Source organism: Microbacterium jejuense, assembly GCF_019511665.1.
In the GTDB taxonomy this organism is placed as follows: Bacteria; Actinomycetota; Actinomycetes; order Actinomycetales; family Microbacteriaceae; genus Microbacterium; species Microbacterium jejuense_A.
On record NZ_JAEUAW010000009.1, the window covers coordinates 11033 to 26691 of the forward strand.

The following is a 15659-nucleotide window of genomic DNA, read 5'->3' on the forward strand; positions in this document are numbered from 1 at the left end:
TCGGGGGAGGGATGCCGGGCGCCCGGCATCCCCTCATCAGAAGGCGGGAAGGCCCAGGGCCTCGTCGGGGTGCTCGTGGATCATGTAGGCGTCCAGGGTGGCGGCGCGGTGCCGGCGCGCGACCTTCTCGATCTCGCCGAGCGGCGCGCCGGCCTCGATGAGCCGCACGATGTTCTCGTGCTCGCGGACCGATTCCTGCGCGCGGCCGGGGACGAAGCTGAACGTGGAGTCGCGCAGGTGGCCGAGGCGGCCCCACTCGGCGTTCACGAGCTCGAGCATCCGGGGATTGGCGCACTTCGAGTACAGCGTCGAGTGGAACTCCTGGTTGAGGGCGGTGAAGGCGCGCGGATCGAAGTGCTCCAGCGTCTCGATCATGAGCTCGTTGATGCGTCGCGCGTCGCGCAGGTCGTCGGCGGTGAGCCGGCGTGCGGCGAGCGCGGTCGCCGTGCCTTCGAGGATCGACAGCGCCTGCATGCTGTAGCGGTAGGCCGAGTCGTCGACCATCGACACGCGGGCGCCGACGTTGCGTTCGAACGTCACGAGCCCCTCGGCCTCCAGCTGGCGGATCGCCTCCCGCACCGGGACGACGCTCATGTCGAGGTCGGCGGCGATCGTGCCGAGCACGAGCCGGTAGCCGGGGGTGAACTCCTGGCCTGCGATGCGCTCCTTGATCCAGTGGTACGCGCGCTGGGACTTGCTCTGCGCGCTCTGCGCGGTCGTGTCGGCGGTCATCGCGCACCCGGTCCCTGAGCCTGTCGAAGGGCCGCCTCGTAGCGGGCGCGCCATTCGGCGTTCATGGGGAACAGCCCGTCGACGGGATGCCCCTCCGCGACCCTCTCGGCGATCCAGGCGTCCTCGGCCTCCTGCGCGAGGGCCGCGTCGGCGACCTCCTCGGCAAGGCTCGGGGGGATGACGATCACACCATCGCTGTCACCGACGATGATGTCGCCGGGCTGGACCGTGGCGCCGCCGCACGCGATGGTGACGTCGTGCTCCCACGGGACGTGCCTGCGGCCCAGCACGGAGGGGTGCGCGCCCTTCGAGAAGACGGGAAGCCCGATCTCGGCGACGGCGTCGAAGTCGCGGACGCCGCCGTCGGTGACGACGCCTGCGGCGCCGCGCGTGCGGGCCCGGAGCGCGAGGATGTCGCCGAGCGTCCCGGTGCTGTCGTCGCCGCGCGCCTCGATCACGATGACCTCGCCCTCGGCGACCGCATCGAACGCGCGCTTCTGCGCGTTGTAGCCACCGCCGTGAGTCGCGAAGAGGTCTTCGCGGAAGGGCACGAAGCGCAACGTCTTGGCGGTGCCGACGATCTTGGCGCCCTCGAGGTTGGCCGAGACGCCGTCGATGAAGCACGAGTGGTGCCCGAGCTTGCGCAGCTGCGCCGACAGGCCGGCGGTGGGCGCGGCCTCGAGCTTCGCGCGCAGTTCGGGGGAGATGTCGCCGGTCGTTGAGCGAGCGAAGCGAGACGAAACGTCGTTCGTGTGGTCGGGGCGTTTCGTCTCGCTCGTTCCTCGCTCGCTCAACGACCGGGCAGCATCGCCATCGGCGGGCAGGCCCGCCGCCTCGCGCGAGCCCCAGGCCTCGGCGCGCTGCAGGTCGTCGACGGCGGGGAGGGAGCCGAGCGCCTCGTCGAAGCCGGCCTCGCCCTGCACGACGGTGGTGAGCAGGCGCCCGGACGACGGACCCCCGTCGACCGAGACCTCGACCTCGACGACGTCGCCGGGCACCGCGACCGATGAGCCCGCGGGCGTGCCGGTGAGGATGACGTCGCCGCTCTCGAGCGTGAAGTGCTGCGACAGGTCTGCCACGAGCTGCGCGAGCGGGAAGATCATGCCCGCGGCGGAGTCGTCCTGCACCAGCCGGCCGTTCAGCCACGTGCGCACGCGCAGGCTGTCGGGGTCCACGTGGCGGGCGTCGATGAGGCCGGGGCCGATCGGCGTGTACCCGTCGCCGCCCTTGGAGCGCACGTTCGAGCCCTTGTCGTTGGCGCGCAGGTCGTACAGGCCGAAATCGTTCGCGGCGGTGACGGCGGCGACGTGGGACCACGCGTCGGCGAGGGCGACCCGGCGGGCGGGGGTGCCGATCACGAGCGCGATCTCGCCCTCGAAGGCGAGCAGCTCGGTGCCCGCGGGGCGCTCGATGGTGCTCCCGGATGCCGCAACGGAACTCGACGGCTTGAAGAAGTACGAGGGGGCCGCGGGGCGGCGGCCGCGCTGGTCGGCGCGGGAGGCGTAGCTGAGGTGGATCGCGATGATCTTGCCCGGACGCCCGGGCAATGCCGCGAACCGCGGATCTGCGGCATCCACTGCGATGTCTACCGTCATGAGCTCCCTCACTCTTGCGTCGTATCCGAAATCGTATATGATCGGTCGCACATCCGGCAACACCTTCCCCGATCGCGTTGACCGGTGACGACGACGTCAGCACCCGACACAGGAGTCACACATGAGCACGCTCCCCAACGAGGGATTCACCCCCACCGGCACCATCGCGGCGTCGGCCGACCGCAAGAGGGTCGTCTTCGCGACCGTCGTCGGCACGACCGTCGAGTGGTACGACTTCTTCATCTACGCCACCGCGGTCGGGCTGGTCTTCGGCCAGCTCTTCTTCGCACCGCTCGGGGCCAACAGCGCGCTCGTCGCCTTCGCGACGGTCGGCGTGAGCTTCTTGTTCCGCCCGCTGGGCGCGTTCCTCGCCGGGCATTTCGGCGACAAGTACGGCCGCAAGGTCGTGCTGATGTGGACGCTGATCCTCATGGGCGCCGCGACCGCCCTCATCGGCGTGCTGCCCACGTACGACGCGATCGGCGTCTTCGCGCCGATCCTCCTCGTGCTGCTGCGCATCCTGCAGGGCATCTCGGCCGGCGGCGAGTGGGGCGGCGCGGTGCTGATGGCCGTCGAGCACGCCCCGAAGACCCGTCGCGGCGCGTTCGGCGCGGCGCCCCAGATCGGCGTCCCCCTGGGCCTGCTGCTCGCGTCGGGCGTCATGGCGCTCATGGCGATCATCGCCCCGACCGACGAGGCGTTCCAGGCGTGGGGCTGGCGCGTGCCGTTCCTGCTCAGCGTCGTGCTGATCGTCGTGGGCTACTACGTCCGGCGCCGTGTCGAAGAGAGCCCCGTGTTCGCCGAGCTCGCCGAGCGCAAAGAGAAGGCGCGCATGCCGATCATCACGCTGTTCCGCAAGCACCTGCTGCTCGTGATCATCGCGGCGTTCGTCTTCGCCGGCAACAACGCCGTGGGCTACATGACCACGGGCGGCTACATCCAGGGCTACTCGACCAACCCCGAGGGGCCGCTGGGCCTCGACCGCGGACCGGTGCTGTGGGCCGTCGCCGGCTCCGCCGTCACGTGGCTGCTCTCGACGCTGTTCGCCGGCTTCGTGTCGGACCGCATCGGGCGCCGCACCACGTACATCATCGGCTGGATCCTGCAGCTGGTGGGTGTGTTCACGCTCTTCCCGCTGGTGAACACCGGCAACATCTGGCTGCTGTTCGCCGGCCTCGCGATCCTCACGATCGGCCTCGGCTTCACGTACGGCCCGCAGGCCGCACTGTACTCCGAGCTGTTCCCGGCCTCGATCCGCTTCTCGGGCGTCTCGATCTCGTACGCGATCGGCGCCATCCTCGGCGGCGCGTTCGCCCCGACGATCGCGACCGCGCTCGTGCAGGCCACGGGCTCGACGATGTCGGTCACGTGGTACCTCGCCGGCATGACGCTCCTGGGTCTCATCGCGACCCTGCTGCTGCGCGACCGCTCCGGCATCCCGCTCGGCCCCGAGCACGAGGCCGAGCAGGAGGTCAGCCCGGTCTACGGCCTCGCGAAGGCCTGATCCACGGAAATGGATGCCGTCGCCCCGGGCTTGTCGTGAGCCCGGGGCGGCGGCATCCGTCGTCAGCGGGTGCGCATGCCGTCCAGCGCGACCGTCACGACGTCGTGCGCGAGGCGGTCGCGGTCGATCGCGCCGCCCGGGCGGTACCACTCCACGAGCGAGTTGACCATGCCGAACACGAGGCGCGTCACGACGGCGCCGTCGACGTCGGAGCGGACGCTGCCGGTCGACTGCGCTTGGGCGACGAGCTCCGTCACGCGGTGGTCGAAGGCGCGCCGCCGCTCCAGCGCGGCGCGCTCGACGTCGCTGTTGCCGCGGACGCGCAGCAGCAGCGTCACGTAGGGAAGCCGGTCGACGAGCACGAGCACGGCCCCGCGCAGCACCGCGGCCAGTCGCTCGGCGGGGGCGGCGCCGGCGATCTCGGGATCGTCGAGCACGCCCTCGAGTCCGCCCAAGGCCTCGTCGAGGGCGAGGGCGAGCAGCTGCTCCTTCGAGTCGAAGTGGTGGTAGAGCGCCGACTTCGTGAGGCCGAGGCGCTGCGCCAGATCGGCGACGGAGGTCGCGTCGTAGCCGTGCTCGTTGAACAGGTCGACGGCGACCGCGAGCACCTGGTCACGGTCGTAGCCGGGACGGCCGCGCCGCGCGGGGGCGGGCTCGGCGCTGGCGGACATGCGCCCAGTCTCGCACTTCGCGGGCAATACTGAACGATCGGTCACGTATTATGTGAGCAGCCGCGAAGAAGCGGATCGAGAGGATGCCGATGCCGGTCCCCGCACAGCTGCCGCTGGTCGTCGAGCGCCGCGACGACCGGGTCGTGGCGACGCTGTCACGGCCCGACGTGCGCAACGCCATCGACCAGCGGACCATCGATGCGCTGCATGAGCTGTGCGCCGAGCTGGAGCGCCAGCCCCGCACGCTGATCCTCATCGGCGCCGACGGGGTGTTCGCGTCGGGCGCCGACATCGCCCAGCTGCGCGACCGCGGCGCGGCCGACGCGCGGCGGGGCATCAACACGCGCGCGTTCCAGCGGGTGCGCAACCTGCCGATGCCGGTGATCGCCGCGATCGACGGGTATGCGCTGGGCGGCGGCGCCGAGCTCGCCTACGCCGCCGACATCCGCATCGGCACGCCGCGACTGCAGATCGGCAACCCCGAGACCGGGCTCGGCATCATCGCTGCGGCCGGCGCGACATGGCGCCTGCGAGAGATCGTCGGCGAAGGGCGCGCCGCCGAGATGCTGCTGACAGGCCGGATCCTGGATGCCGCCACCGCCGTGGACTGGGGGCTCGTGTCATCGCTGTTCGAGCCCGCCGATCTGCTCGCCGCGGCCCACGCCCTCGCCGACCGCATCGCCCGCAACGACCCGCTCGCGACGCGGCACACCAAGACCGCGCTGCTCGCCCCGCCTGCCGCCCATCCCGAGATCGACCTCGAACTGCAGGCCGAGCTGTTCGAGAGCCCTGAGAAGCAGCGCCGCATGACGGCGTTCCTCGAGGGGAGGAGCCGATGAGCGGTCACGGCTTCGCGGACGGTCGAGGCGTTTCGTCTCGCTTCGCTCGCTCAACGACCGGGAAGGCGACCGACCCGGTCGTTGAGCGACCGAGGACGCTTCGTCTCGTCGCTGGCGCTCCTCGCTCAGCGACCGACTCGGGAGACGAAACGTCGCGAGCCGACCTCGGGAACGTCCCGCACGCCGCCGGCCCGGTCGTTGAGCGACCGAGGAACGAGGGAGACGAAACGTCGCGAGCCGACCTCGGGAACGATCCGCACGCCGCCGGCCCGACGAGCCTGGCGCGGACGAAGATCCCCCAGCGCGTCGGCGTCATCGGCGGCGGGCGCATGGGCGCGGGCATCGCGCACGCCTTCGTGGTCGCGGGGGCCCGGGTCGTCGTCGTGGAACGGGACGAGGATGCGGCGGTGGCGGCATCCACTCGGCTTCACGACAGTCTGCGGCGCAGCGTCGAACGCGGCGCCACGGACCGCTCGCTCGATGCGCTCGCGGCGGCCGTCGACACGACGGCCGACGCCGCGGCGCTCGCCCCATGCGGGCTCGTGATCGAGGCCGTGCCCGAGGATCGCGCCCTGAAGGCCGAGTCCCTCGCGCGCGCGGAGGCCGTGCTGACGCCGGAGGCGGTGCTCGCGACGAACACGTCGTCGATCTCGATCGACGAACTGGCCGCCGGCCTCAGGCGCCCTGACCGGTTCGTCGGCCTGCACTTCTTCAACCCGGTGCCCGCGTCGCAGCTCGTCGAGGTCGTGACCGGCGCCGCCACAGCACCTGACCTCGTCGACGACGCACGCGCGTGGGTCGAAGCCCTCGGCAAGACGGCGATCGTCGTGCGCGACAGTCCCGGGTTCGCGTCGAGCCGCCTGGGTGTCGCACTCGGGCTGGAGGCGATCCGCATGCTCGAAGAGGGCGTCGCGAGCGCCGCCGACATCGACGCGGCCATGGAGCTGGGGTACCGGCATCCGGTCGGTCCTCTGCGCACCACCGACCTGGTGGGGCTGGACGTGCGCCTCGGCATCGCCGAAGAGCTGCACCGGGAGCTGGGTGACCGGTTCGCGCCGCCCGACCTGCTGCGGCGGCTCGTCGCCGACGGACATCTCGGCCGCAAGAGCGGCCGAGGCTTCTACGAATGGAGCGAGAAGTGACGGACATCCTCGAGAGCTACGTGCGCGACGCGTGGTGGGCTCCGGATGCCGGGGCCTCCAGCGTCGCGGTCCTCGATGCCTCTACCGGCGAGGTCGTGACGCACGTCAGCACATCCGGCATCGACCTCGCCGGTGCGCTCGACCACGCGCGCACCGTGGGGCAGGCGAGCCTCGGCGCCCTCACGTTCCACCAGCGGGCGCTGCTGCTCAAGGAGTTCGCGGTCGCCCTCACGGCCCGCAAAGAAGAGCTGTACGAGCTGTCCAAGCGCGCCGGTGCGACCGTGCGCGACTCGCTCAACGACGTCGACGGCGGCATCGGCGTGCTCTTCACGTACGCGTCGAAGGGGCGCCGTGAGCTGCCGAACGCACAGGTCTACCTCGATGGTCCGGTCGAACCGCTCGCGAAGGACGGCTCGTTCCTCGGGCGTCACGTGTACTCGCGGCTGCCCGGCGTCGCGGTGCAGATCAACGCCTTCAACTTCCCGATGTGGGGTGCGCTCGAGAAGTTCGCGCCGGCGTTCCTCGCGGGCGTGCCCTCGCTGGTGAAGCCGGCGACCCCCACGGCCTACATCGCCGAGGCGTGGGTGCGGATCCTCGTCAAGACCGGCCGCCTGCCCGCCGGGTCGCTGCAGCTCGTGAGCGGGCCGGTTCCCGGCCTGTTCGACCACCTCGGCCTGGGCGATCTCGTCGGCTTCACCGGAAGCGCCTCCACCGCCGCGGGGCTGCGGGAGCAAGCCGCGCCCGGGGTGCGCTTCACGAGCGAGACCGACTCGATCAACGCCTCGGTGCTCGGCCCCGACGCCCTGCCCGGAACGCCCGAGTTCGACGCCTACATCAAGCAGCTGCTCGTCGAGCTCACGACCAAGGCGGGCCAGAAGTGCACCGCGATCCGCCGCGCGATCGTGCCGTCGGCAGCCGTGGATGCCGTCGTCGACGCCCTGCGCGGCAAGATCGCGGAGCGCGTCGTCGTGGGCGACCCGCACGCCGAGGGCGTCACGATGGGCCCGCTCGTCTCGCGGGAGCAGCGCGACGAGGTGCTGCGCGCCGTGGCCGCGCTGCAGGAGTCAGGGGGCCGGGTCGTCGTGGGCAGCACGGATGCGCCCGACGTGCTGCGCGCCGACGGCACCACGGGTCCCGCGCCCGACGGTGCCTTCGTGGCGCCGATGGTGCTCGCGTTCGACGGTGACGCCGCGGCACTGCCCGATGCGGTGCACGACGTCGAGGCCTTCGGGCCGGTCGCGAGCCTGCTGCCGTACCGCAGCGTCGACGAGGCCGCCGACCTCGTGGGGCGCGGTGGGGGCTCGCTCGTCACGAGCGTCGCCACCGCCGACCCTTCGGTCGCGGCCACCCTGCTCGCCCGCACCGCGGCGTACAACGGCCGCCTGCTGTTCCTCGACCGCGACGACGCCCCCACCTCCACGGGACACGGCGCGCCCGTGCCGCACCTGGTGCACGGCGGTCCGGGCCGCGCGGGCGGGGGAGAGGAGCTCGGCGGCATCCGTGCCGTGCTGCACCACATGCAGCGGACGGCCGTGCAGGGCTCGCCCGCGATGCTCACCGCCCTGACCGGCGTCTGGCATCAGGGGGCGGCATCCCGGTCCGACAAGCACCCGTTCCGCAAGCCGCTCGCCGAACTCCGGATCGGCGACCAGTTCGCCTCGCCGCTGCGCGCGGTGACGCTGGACGACATCGAGACCTTCGCGCACTTCACCGGCGACCTCTTCTACGCCCACATGGACGAGGAGGCGGCGGCGGCCAACCCGTTCTTCCCGGGCCGCGTCGCGCACGGGTACCTGCTGGTGTCGTGGGCGGCAGGGCTGTTCGTCGACCCCGCGCCCGGCCCGGTGCTCGCCAATTACGGCCTCGAGAACCTGCGCTTCGTGACCCCGGTCTCACCCGGCGACGAGGTGCGGGTCGTGCTCACGGCCAAGCAGATCACGCCGCGCGAGACCGACGAGTATGGGGAGGTGCGGTGGGACGCCGTGCTCCTGAATCAGCGCGACGAGATCGTCGCGACGTACGACGTGCTCACGCTGGTCGCGAAGACGTGGGACGAGGTGGATGCCGGGCGCCCGGCATCCAGGCCGTCCGAAGCCGCGGAGGTCGGGGCATGATCGCGGCGGTCGCTGCGGTCGCGATGTCGCCTGCGCGGAATCCTGCGCGCTGTCGAAATCGGCATGCGCGCCCGAAACTTTCTGGCGCGGATGCTGGTTCCGACAGCGCGAGCCGTGGGCGCGCCGTGGGAACAGCAGCGGATGCAGGTTTCGACAGCGCGAAGGTGAGGCTGTGACCGACCCCGAGGAGCACTTCGCGGGCCAGCGCGAGATGCTGCGCCGCGACCGGGCGTCGGCCGCCCTCGGCATGGTCGTCGAGCGCGATGAACCGGGGGAGGCCGTCGTGTCGATGCGGGTGCACGACGACATGACCAACGGCTTCGCCATCACGCACGGCGGGATGGTGTTCGCGCTCGCCGACACCGCGTTCGCCATGGCCTGCAACGAGGACGACAGCGTCACCGTTGCGGCGGGAGCCGACATCTCGTTCCTGAAGGCCACGCACGCCGGGCAGACGCTCACCGCGCACGCGCGTCGCCGGAGCGTGTCGGGCCGCACCGGCCTGTACGACGTCACCGTGACCGACGAGACGGGTGACGTGGTCGCCGAGTTCCGCGGACGCTCGTTCACGACCCGGCGCTCGGACCCCGCCCGCGAGTCCGGTCGTTGAGCGAGCGAAGCGAGACGAAACGCGGTGCACGAGGTCGCTCGTTCGCGCCACAGCCGGGGGCGTATACTTTACTGAACGAACGGTCTGTAAATGAGGAGTCGATGATGACGACCAAGACGCTGATCGACCCTGCGCCGTCTGATCAGGCAGCCGAGCAGGCGGCGTTCGACGCGGTCATCGAAGCCGACTCGCGCATCGAACCGCGGGATTGGATGCCGGCGGCCTATCGCAAGACGCTGATCCGGCAGATCTCGCAGCACGCCCACTCCGAGATCATCGGCATGCAGCCCGAGGGCAACTGGATCACGCGGGCGCCGAGCCTCAAGCGCAAGGCGATCCTCATGGCCAAGGTGCAGGACGAGGCCGGCCACGGGCTCTACCTGTACTCGGCCGCGCAGACGCTGGGCATCACGCGCGACGAGATGACCGAGCAGCTCATCGAGGGCCGCGCCCGGTACTCGTCGATCTTCAACTACCCGACGCCGACGTGGGCCGACATGGGGGCCATCGGCTGGCTCGTCGACGGCGCCGCGATCTGCAACCAGGTGCCGCTGTGCCGCGCGTCGTACGGCCCCTACGCGCGGGCGATGGTGCGCATCTGCAAGGAGGAGTCCTTCCACCAGCGCCAGGGGTTCGAGATCCTGCTGACCCTCATGCAGGGCACCGAGGCGCAGCAGCGGATGGCGCAGGACGCCGTGGACCGCTGGTACTGGCCGAGCCTCATGATGTTCGGCCCGCCCGACGACGAGTCGCCGAACTCGGCGCAGTCGATGGCCTGGAAGATCAAGCGCTTCTCGAACGACGACCTGCGTCAGCGCTTCATCGGAATGCTGGTTCCCCAGGCCGAAGTGCTGGGCGTGACCCTCCCCGACCCCGAGCTGCGGTGGGACGAGGCGGCCGGCCGGTGGATCACGAGCGACATCGACTGGACGGAGTTCCACGAGGTGCTCGCCGGCCGCGGCCCGATGAACGCCGAGCGCATCCGCCGGCGCCGTGAGGCGCACGAGGACGGCGCCTGGGTGCGCGAGGCGGCCGCCGAGTACGCGCGCACGCAGCAGCGCCGGCGAGAGGAGGCGGCGTGATGACGACCCCGGGTGCCGCCGACCGCGAGACGTGGCCGCTGTGGGAGGTGTTCGTGCGGGCCGGACGTGGGCTCAGCCACGTCCACGCCGGGTCGCTGCACGCGCCGGACGCCGAGTTCGCCGTGCGCAACGCGCGCGATCTGTACACGCGGCGCGGCGAGGGCACGTCGATCTGGGTGGTCCCGGCCGACGCGATCACCACGAGCGACCCCGACGCCAAGGGCGCGTTCTTCGAGAGCCCCGCGGGCAAGAACTACCGCCACGCGTCGTACTACACGGCGTCCGAGGGGGTGCCTCACCTGTGATGGATCCGGATGCCGGCGGCCCAGGCGTTTCGTCTCGCTCCGCTCGCTCAACGAGCGGTCTGCCGGTCGTTGAGCCATCGAGCACGCTTCGTCCCGTCGCAACCATCCCGCTCGTTGAGCGACCGAGGGACGAGGGAGACGAAACGTCGCAGGCCGACCTCGCCGACGACGTGCACGGCGACGTCACCGTCGACCGGGTCGAACTGTCGGCCGAGCTCGCCGGGGGCGAGGGGCGCGCCGGGTCGGCCGACGTGGCCGAGTACGCGCTGTGGCTCGGCGACGACGCGCTCATCCTCTCGCAGCAGCTCGGCGAGTGGATCGCCCGTGCCCCCGAGCTCGAGGAGGACGTCGCGCTCGCCAACATCGCCCTCGACCTGCTGGGCCATGCGCGTTCGTTCCTGCGGTACGCCGGAACGTTCGACGGGCGCTCCGAGGACGACCTCGCCTACTGGCGCGACGAGCCCGAGTTCCGCTGCGCCTGGCTCTTCGAGCAGCCGAACGGGGACTTCGCGCAGACGATCGCGCGCCAGCTTGCGGCATCCACCTATCTGTTCGAGCTGTACACGGCGCTGCAGGGGTCGTCCGACGCGACATTGGCCGCCATCGCCGCGAAGGCGGTGAAAGAGGTCGAGTATCACCGCGACCATGCCGTGCAGTGGACTCTGCGGCTGGCCGGCGGCACCGACGAGTCGCGACGCCGCATGGTGCGTGCGGTGGGGGACGTGTGGCCGTACGTCGGCGAGCTGTTCCGGGACGAGCCGCTCATCGACCGGCTCGACGGCATCGCCGTACGGCCGTCCACGCTGCAGTCCGCGTTCGACGCGGTGATTGCGGCGGTGTTCGCCGAGGCGGCGCTCGAGGTCCCCGACGGCCCGATGTCATCCGGGGGAGGTCGTCGCGGATCGCACTTCCCGACGCTCGGCTACCTGCTCGCCGAGATGCAGGTGCTCGCCCGGCAGCACCCGGGGGTGACGTGGTGACTCTGCAGCCAACCCGGTCATCGAGCGACCGCGCATGGGCGGTCGCGGCATCCGTCCTCGATCCGGAGGTGCCGGTGCTGACCATCGAGGACCTGGGGGTGCTGCGCGACGTGTCGGTCGACGGCGACGCCGTCACCGTGACCATCACGCCGACGTACTCGGGGTGCCCCGCCATGGACGCGATCCGCGACGACGTGGTGCTCGCCCTCACGGAGGCTGGGTTCGCCCACGTCGAGGTGCGGCTCGCGCTCGCGCCCGCGTGGACCACGGAGTGGATGACGGATGCCGGCAAGCACAAGCTGCGCGAGTACGGCATCGCCCCTCCGACCGGGCGTCGTGCCGTGGCCGGGCCGATCCCGCTGCGGCTGTCGGTGCGCTGTCCGCGCTGCGGCTCGCTCGACACCCGCGAGCTCGCCCGGTTCGGCTCGACATCGTGCAAGGCCCTGTACGAGTGCCGTGCATGCCTGGAGCCCTTCGACCACTTCAAGGCCCACTGATGGCGCCCGGTCAGGCCGGCGACGCCGAGCGCGAGCGCATCGCCGAAGCGCTGCTCACGACGGCCGTGGGCGGGCCGCACGGCAGCCGGCGTCGCGGCAGGTTCCACGCGCTGCGCGTCGCGGCGGTGCGGCCGCTGACCGACGACGCGATCGAGGTGACCTTCGCGGTGCCCGAGGAGGTGCGCGACGAGTTCGACTACCTGGCCGGCCAGCACGTCGCACTGCGGGCGACGCTCGACGGTCGTGAGGTGCGGCGCTCGTACTCGCTGTGTCGCGCGGTCGACGCGGGTGGTGGCGGCGACGGCCCGCGCACCATCAGCATCGCGATCAAGCGCGACGCCGGCGGGCGCTTCTCGACATGGGCACAGACCGGCCTCAAGGTCGGCGATGAGCTCGAGGTGATGAACCCGCAGGGGTCGTTCACGTCGACGCTCGCCGATCTCGACGGCGCCCACGTCGCCGGCATCGCCGCCGGCTCAGGCATCACGCCGCTCATGGCGCTCGCCGCGACCGTGCTCGATCGTTCCGAGACCTCGCGGTTCACGCTGGTGTACACGAACAGGTCGAGCCTCGACGTGATGTTCCTCGACGATCTGTCGGACCTCAAGGACCGCTACCCGACGAGGCTCGCCCTGCACCACGTGCTCTCGCGCGAGCAGCGCACGGCGCCGCTGCTGTCGGGCCGCCTCGATGAGCCGCGCCTGCGTCGGATTCTCGACGAGCTCGTCCTGCCCGACACCGTGGACGAGTGGTTCCTGTGCGGGCCGTTCCCGCTCGTGCAGCTGTGCCGCGACACCCTCGCCGACCTCGGCGTCGACGCCGCGCACGTGCGCTACGAGCTGTTCACTCCCGCCGACGGCCCCCGCGACGAGCCTGTCGGCGGGCCGGTGACGATCGCCGCCGACGAGCCGGTGACCCGCATCGAGTTCACGCTCGACGGGCAGTCGCAGTCGGTCGACAGCCCGGTCGCCGCGCACGAGTCGATCCTCACCGCGGCGCTGCGGGTGCGGCCCGACGTGCCGTTCGCGTGCGCGGGTGGCGTGTGCGGAACATGCCGCGCCCGCCTGCTGCAGGGCTCGGTCACGATGACCGAGAACTACGCCCTCGAGCCCGACGAGCTCGAGCGCGGTTACGTGCTCACGTGCCAGTCTCACCCCACGACCGACGCCGTGGTCGTGGACTACGACGTGTGAGCGCATGGCCTTTGTCACCCCGCCGCCCAGGCGTCGTGGATGGTCGCTTCACAGGGGTGGATGCCGCAACCTGCACCTCCCGAAGGTTCGGGGTGGGTGGCGAGCATTGCCCGGGGGACGAACGGGACCGTAGCGTGAGGGCATGATCGAGCTCACCGTCGACGGCGCCGTCGCCGAGGTCGCGCTGAACGCTCCCGACAAGCTCAACGCGCTGTCGCTGGAGGCGCTGCGGCAGCTGGACGACGCGTACGCCCGAGCGGCGGCATCCGGGATCCGGGCGCTCGTGCTGCGAGGCGAGGGCCGCGCGTTCTGCGCCGGACGTGACATCGCGGGCGTCGATCCGGCGACGGACGACGTTCCCCAGTACCTGGATGCCGTCGAGCAGGTCATGCGGCGGATCGCGGGGTTCCCCGTGCCGACCTTCGCCGCCGTGCAGGGTGCGTGCCTGGGTGTCGGGCTCGGCCTCGCGATCGCCACCGACGTCGTGTACGTCGCCGAGACCGCCAAGGTGGGGTCGCCGTTCGCGAACCTCGGCGCGCTGCCCGACTCGGGGGCGCACGCGCTGTTCGTGGATCGGCTCGGCGCCCACCGCGCGCTCGACCTCATCTTCACGGGGGAGCTGCTGTCGGGCGCCGATGCCGTCACGGCGGGCCTGTTCAGCCGTGCGGTGCCCGCCGACGAGCTGCTCGCCTTCACGCGCGAGCGGGCCGCCGTGACGGCCTCCGGACCCACCGCCGCCTTCGCCGCGTCGAAGCGCCTGGTCGCCCGCCTGCGGGACGCGCGCTTGTGGGATGCCGTCGCGGAGGAGTCCCGCGACCAGGAGGCGCTGCGCGCCACGGCCGACTACCGCGAGGGTTTCGCCGCATTCCAAGACAAGCGCAAGCCCGAGTTTCGCGGAGAGTGAGGACCCGCGAACCTCGAGGTTGCGTTTCGTCTCGCTTCGCTCGCTCAACGACCGAGGGTGTCGGTCGTTGAGCGGAGCGCGCTCTAGCGCGCGCAGACGAAACGCGTTCTGGCGCGAGGTTGCCCGTGCGGTCGGGGCGTTTCGTCTCGCTTCGCTCGCTCAACGACCGGGAACAGCGACCCGGTCGTTGAGCGGAGCGCGCTCTAGCGCGCGCAGACGAAACGCGGCTTGGCACGACGCCGCTCGTGCGGTTGGGGCGTTTCGTCTCGCTCGTTCCTCGCTCGCTCAACGACCGGGGGCAGGGAGTCGGTCGTTGAGCGGAGCGCGCTCTGGCGCGCGCAGACGAAGCGCGGCTTGGCACGAGGCCGCTCGTGCGGTTGGGGCGTTTCGTCTCGCTCGTTCCTCGCTCGCTCAACGACCGGGGACAGCGAACCGGTCGCTGAGCGGAGCGCGCTCTGGCGCGAGGTTGCCCGCGCGGTCAAGGCGTTTCGTCTCGCTCGTTCCTCGCTCGCTCAACGACCGGGGACAGGGAACCGGTCGCTGAGCGAGCGCCAGCGAGACGAAGCGTGTGTGCTGACAGCTCGACGGCCCGGTCAGGTCCCGGCGAGCTGCGCGACCAGCGGCACCACCGCGGCGGAGAGCTCGTCGGGCACCGTGAGGAACGACACCCCTGTCTCGTCCCGTAGCGCGCGCAGCGCGTCGGCGTCGCGCGCGACGTCGCCCGACAGCGCCGCGACCGCCCCGGCGGCGCGGAGCGACTCGGGCGTGAGCCCGGCGCTGCGGCGCAGCCACTCCGGCACGGCGTCTCCGACCCCGGCGATCTGCAGCGACAGCTCGACCGCCTCACGGTCCGGGGGAGTGGCCGCGCGCACCCGGCCGACCACTTCCGTCACCGCGGCGAGATCGGCGTGCGGCGGCAGGGGGAGCGCCACCGTGTGCGCGTGGCGCCCGGCCAGCCGCATCATGCGGTCACCACCCGCGGCCAGCGTCAGCGGTACGTCGTCGCCGCACGCCTCGCGCACGGCGTGGATCGTCGCCTCCACTTGATCGACGCGCTCGCGGCCGGAGCCCCACGGCACGCCGAGCGCTGCGGCATCCGCCTCGCCCTGCGGCCGTCCCGCACCGAGGCCGAGCTCGAAGCGCCCGCCCGACAGCTCGACGAGCGTGCGCGTCTCGCGGACGGTGGCGGCGGGAGTGCGCAGCGGCGCCGCGAGCACCCACGTGCCCAGGTGCAACGTGTCGGTCGCCGCCGCCGCGACCGACAGGGCGAGGAAGGGCGACGGCGTGTACAGCGTGTCGGGTACGAGCAGCGCCGAGAAGCCGTCGCCCTCGAGTCGCCGGGCCGTCTCGCTCCACGCCGGGGCGTCGCCGTGGCTGCCGGTCACCACACCGAATCGAAAGGAGGTCATGCTGCCATGCTCGTCCGGCAGCGGCGGCCGCGCATCCGCCTGCGGGAGGCATCCTGATTCCTCCCACGGGAGCACCGCCCGC

15 protein-coding genes are annotated in these 15659 nt (G+C 71.7%); 11 read left to right on the top strand and 4 right to left on the bottom strand.

The genetic code is table 11. The features are described from left to right. Positions 1–36: 36 nt before the first annotated feature. On the bottom strand, positions 37–732 hold the full coding sequence (locus tag JNB62_RS12355) for a GntR family transcriptional regulator (protein WP_220301196.1): 696 nt from the start codon (positions 730–732) through the stop codon (positions 37–39). After that, positions 729–2327, bottom strand: coding sequence for a fumarylacetoacetate hydrolase family protein (locus JNB62_RS12360; RefSeq protein ID WP_220301197.1), 1599 nt, complete (start codon positions 2325–2327; stop codon positions 729–731). The genes JNB62_RS12355 and JNB62_RS12360 overlap by 4 nt, the downstream gene beginning before the upstream one ends. A gap of 121 nt (positions 2328–2448) precedes the next feature. Here JNB62_RS12360 and JNB62_RS12365 point away from each other — a divergent pair, with 121 nt between their 5' ends. Continuing rightward, entirely contained in the window at positions 2449–3831 is a 1383-nt protein-coding gene (locus tag JNB62_RS12365; protein WP_220301198.1) for an MFS transporter, read from the top strand. Between the two features lie 62 nt (positions 3832–3893). Here JNB62_RS12365 and JNB62_RS12370 read toward each other — a convergent pair whose 3' ends face one another. Then, positions 3894–4502, bottom strand: a complete 609-nt coding sequence (locus tag JNB62_RS12370) for a TetR/AcrR family transcriptional regulator (protein WP_220301199.1) — start codon at positions 4500–4502, stop codon at positions 3894–3896. Positions 4503–4585: 83 nt separating this feature from the next. Here JNB62_RS12370 and JNB62_RS12375 point away from each other — a divergent pair, with 83 nt between their 5' ends. The 10 genes from JNB62_RS12375 (at position 4586) to JNB62_RS12420 (ending at position 14168) form a co-directional block, all read left to right on the top strand. Continuing rightward, a complete protein-coding gene (locus JNB62_RS12375; protein ID WP_374450881.1) occupies positions 4586–5341 on the top strand; it encodes an enoyl-CoA hydratase/isomerase family protein in 756 nt (251 codons plus the stop codon). A gap of 329 nt (positions 5342–5670) precedes the next feature. Beyond that, entirely contained in the window at positions 5671–6483 is an 813-nt protein-coding gene (locus JNB62_RS12380; protein WP_220301201.1) for a 3-hydroxyacyl-CoA dehydrogenase family protein, read from the top strand. Then, entirely contained in the window at positions 6468–8597 is a 2130-nt protein-coding gene (gene paaZ / locus JNB62_RS12385) for a phenylacetic acid degradation bifunctional protein PaaZ (protein WP_220301202.1), read from the top strand. The genes JNB62_RS12380 and paaZ overlap by 16 nt, the downstream gene beginning before the upstream one ends. A gap of 211 nt (positions 8598–8808) precedes the next feature. Continuing rightward, positions 8809–9207, top strand: coding sequence for a hydroxyphenylacetyl-CoA thioesterase PaaI (gene paaI, locus JNB62_RS12390; RefSeq protein ID WP_220301330.1), 399 nt, complete (start codon positions 8809–8811; stop codon positions 9205–9207). Between the two features lie 104 nt (positions 9208–9311). Then, positions 9312–10289, top strand: coding sequence for a 1,2-phenylacetyl-CoA epoxidase subunit PaaA (gene paaA, locus JNB62_RS12395; protein WP_220301331.1), 978 nt, complete (start codon positions 9312–9314; stop codon positions 10287–10289). Beyond that, positions 10289–10594 carry a 1,2-phenylacetyl-CoA epoxidase subunit PaaB gene (gene paaB, locus JNB62_RS12400; RefSeq protein ID WP_220301332.1) on the top strand — a complete coding sequence of 102 codons (306 nt, stop codon included), beginning with the start codon at positions 10289–10291 and terminating at the stop codon, positions 10592–10594. The genes paaA and paaB overlap by 1 nt, the downstream gene beginning before the upstream one ends. Positions 10595–10764: 170 nt before the next feature. Beyond that, the gene (gene paaC, locus JNB62_RS12405) at positions 10765–11574 is read left to right on the top strand and encodes a 1,2-phenylacetyl-CoA epoxidase subunit PaaC (protein ID WP_220301203.1); all 810 of its coding nucleotides are present in this window, start codon (positions 10765–10767) and stop codon (positions 11572–11574) included. Further along, positions 11568–12071: a 1,2-phenylacetyl-CoA epoxidase subunit PaaD gene (gene paaD, locus JNB62_RS12410; RefSeq protein ID WP_220301204.1), complete on the top strand. Its 504-nt coding sequence runs from the start codon at positions 11568–11570 to the stop codon at positions 12069–12071. The genes paaC and paaD overlap by 7 nt, the downstream gene beginning before the upstream one ends. Then, complete coding sequence (gene paaE, locus JNB62_RS12415; protein ID WP_223231124.1) at positions 12071–13264, top strand: 1,2-phenylacetyl-CoA epoxidase subunit PaaE; 1194 nt, start codon at positions 12071–12073, stop codon at positions 13262–13264. Before paaD ends, paaE begins: the two co-directional genes overlap by 1 nt. 142 nt (positions 13265–13406) lie before the next feature. Continuing rightward, the gene (locus tag JNB62_RS12420) at positions 13407–14168 is read left to right on the top strand and encodes an enoyl-CoA hydratase/isomerase family protein (protein ID WP_220301205.1); all 762 of its coding nucleotides are present in this window, start codon (positions 13407–13409) and stop codon (positions 14166–14168) included. A 593-nt stretch (positions 14169–14761) separates the two neighbouring features. On the opposite strand, the gene JNB62_RS12425 is transcribed toward JNB62_RS12420, so the two are convergent. Beyond that, positions 14762–15577 (bottom strand): LLM class flavin-dependent oxidoreductase, encoded by an 816-nt coding sequence (locus JNB62_RS12425; RefSeq protein ID WP_220301206.1) that lies wholly within the window; start codon positions 15575–15577, stop codon positions 14762–14764. Positions 15578–15659: the final 82 nt, after the last annotated feature.

Bases quoted from the DNA above. Each gene is read 5' to 3' on its own strand.
- JNB62_RS12375 (WP_374450881.1), top strand. From the start codon at position 4,586: ATGCCGATGCCGGTCCCCGCACAGCTGCCGCTGGTCGTCGAGCGCCGC.
- JNB62_RS12355 (WP_220301196.1), bottom strand. From the start codon at position 732: ATGACCGCCGACACGACCGCGCAGAGCGCGCAGAGCAAGTCCCAGCGC.
- JNB62_RS12360 (WP_220301197.1), bottom strand. From the start codon at position 2,327: ATGACGGTAGACATCGCAGTGGATGCCGCAGATCCGCGGTTCGCGGCA.
- JNB62_RS12380 (WP_220301201.1), top strand. From the start codon at position 5,671: ATGGGCGCGGGCATCGCGCACGCCTTCGTGGTCGCGGGGGCCCGGGTC.
- paaA (WP_220301331.1), top strand. From the start codon at position 9,312: ATGACGACCAAGACGCTGATCGACCCTGCGCCGTCTGATCAGGCAGCC.
- paaB (WP_220301332.1), top strand. From the start codon at position 10,289: ATGACGACCCCGGGTGCCGCCGACCGCGAGACGTGGCCGCTGTGGGAG.
- JNB62_RS12425 (WP_220301206.1), bottom strand. From the start codon at position 15,577: ATGACCTCCTTTCGATTCGGTGTGGTGACCGGCAGCCACGGCGACGCC.
- JNB62_RS12420 (WP_220301205.1), top strand. From the start codon at position 13,407: ATGATCGAGCTCACCGTCGACGGCGCCGTCGCCGAGGTCGCGCTGAAC.
- paaZ (WP_220301202.1), top strand. From the start codon at position 6,468: ATGGAGCGAGAAGTGACGGACATCCTCGAGAGCTACGTGCGCGACGCG.
- JNB62_RS12370 (WP_220301199.1), bottom strand. From the start codon at position 4,502: ATGTCCGCCAGCGCCGAGCCCGCCCCCGCGCGGCGCGGCCGTCCCGGC.
- paaI (WP_220301330.1), top strand. From the start codon at position 8,809: ATGCTGCGCCGCGACCGGGCGTCGGCCGCCCTCGGCATGGTCGTCGAG.
- paaE (WP_223231124.1), top strand. From the start codon at position 12,071: ATGGCGCCCGGTCAGGCCGGCGACGCCGAGCGCGAGCGCATCGCCGAA.
- JNB62_RS12365 (WP_220301198.1), top strand. From the start codon at position 2,449: ATGAGCACGCTCCCCAACGAGGGATTCACCCCCACCGGCACCATCGCG.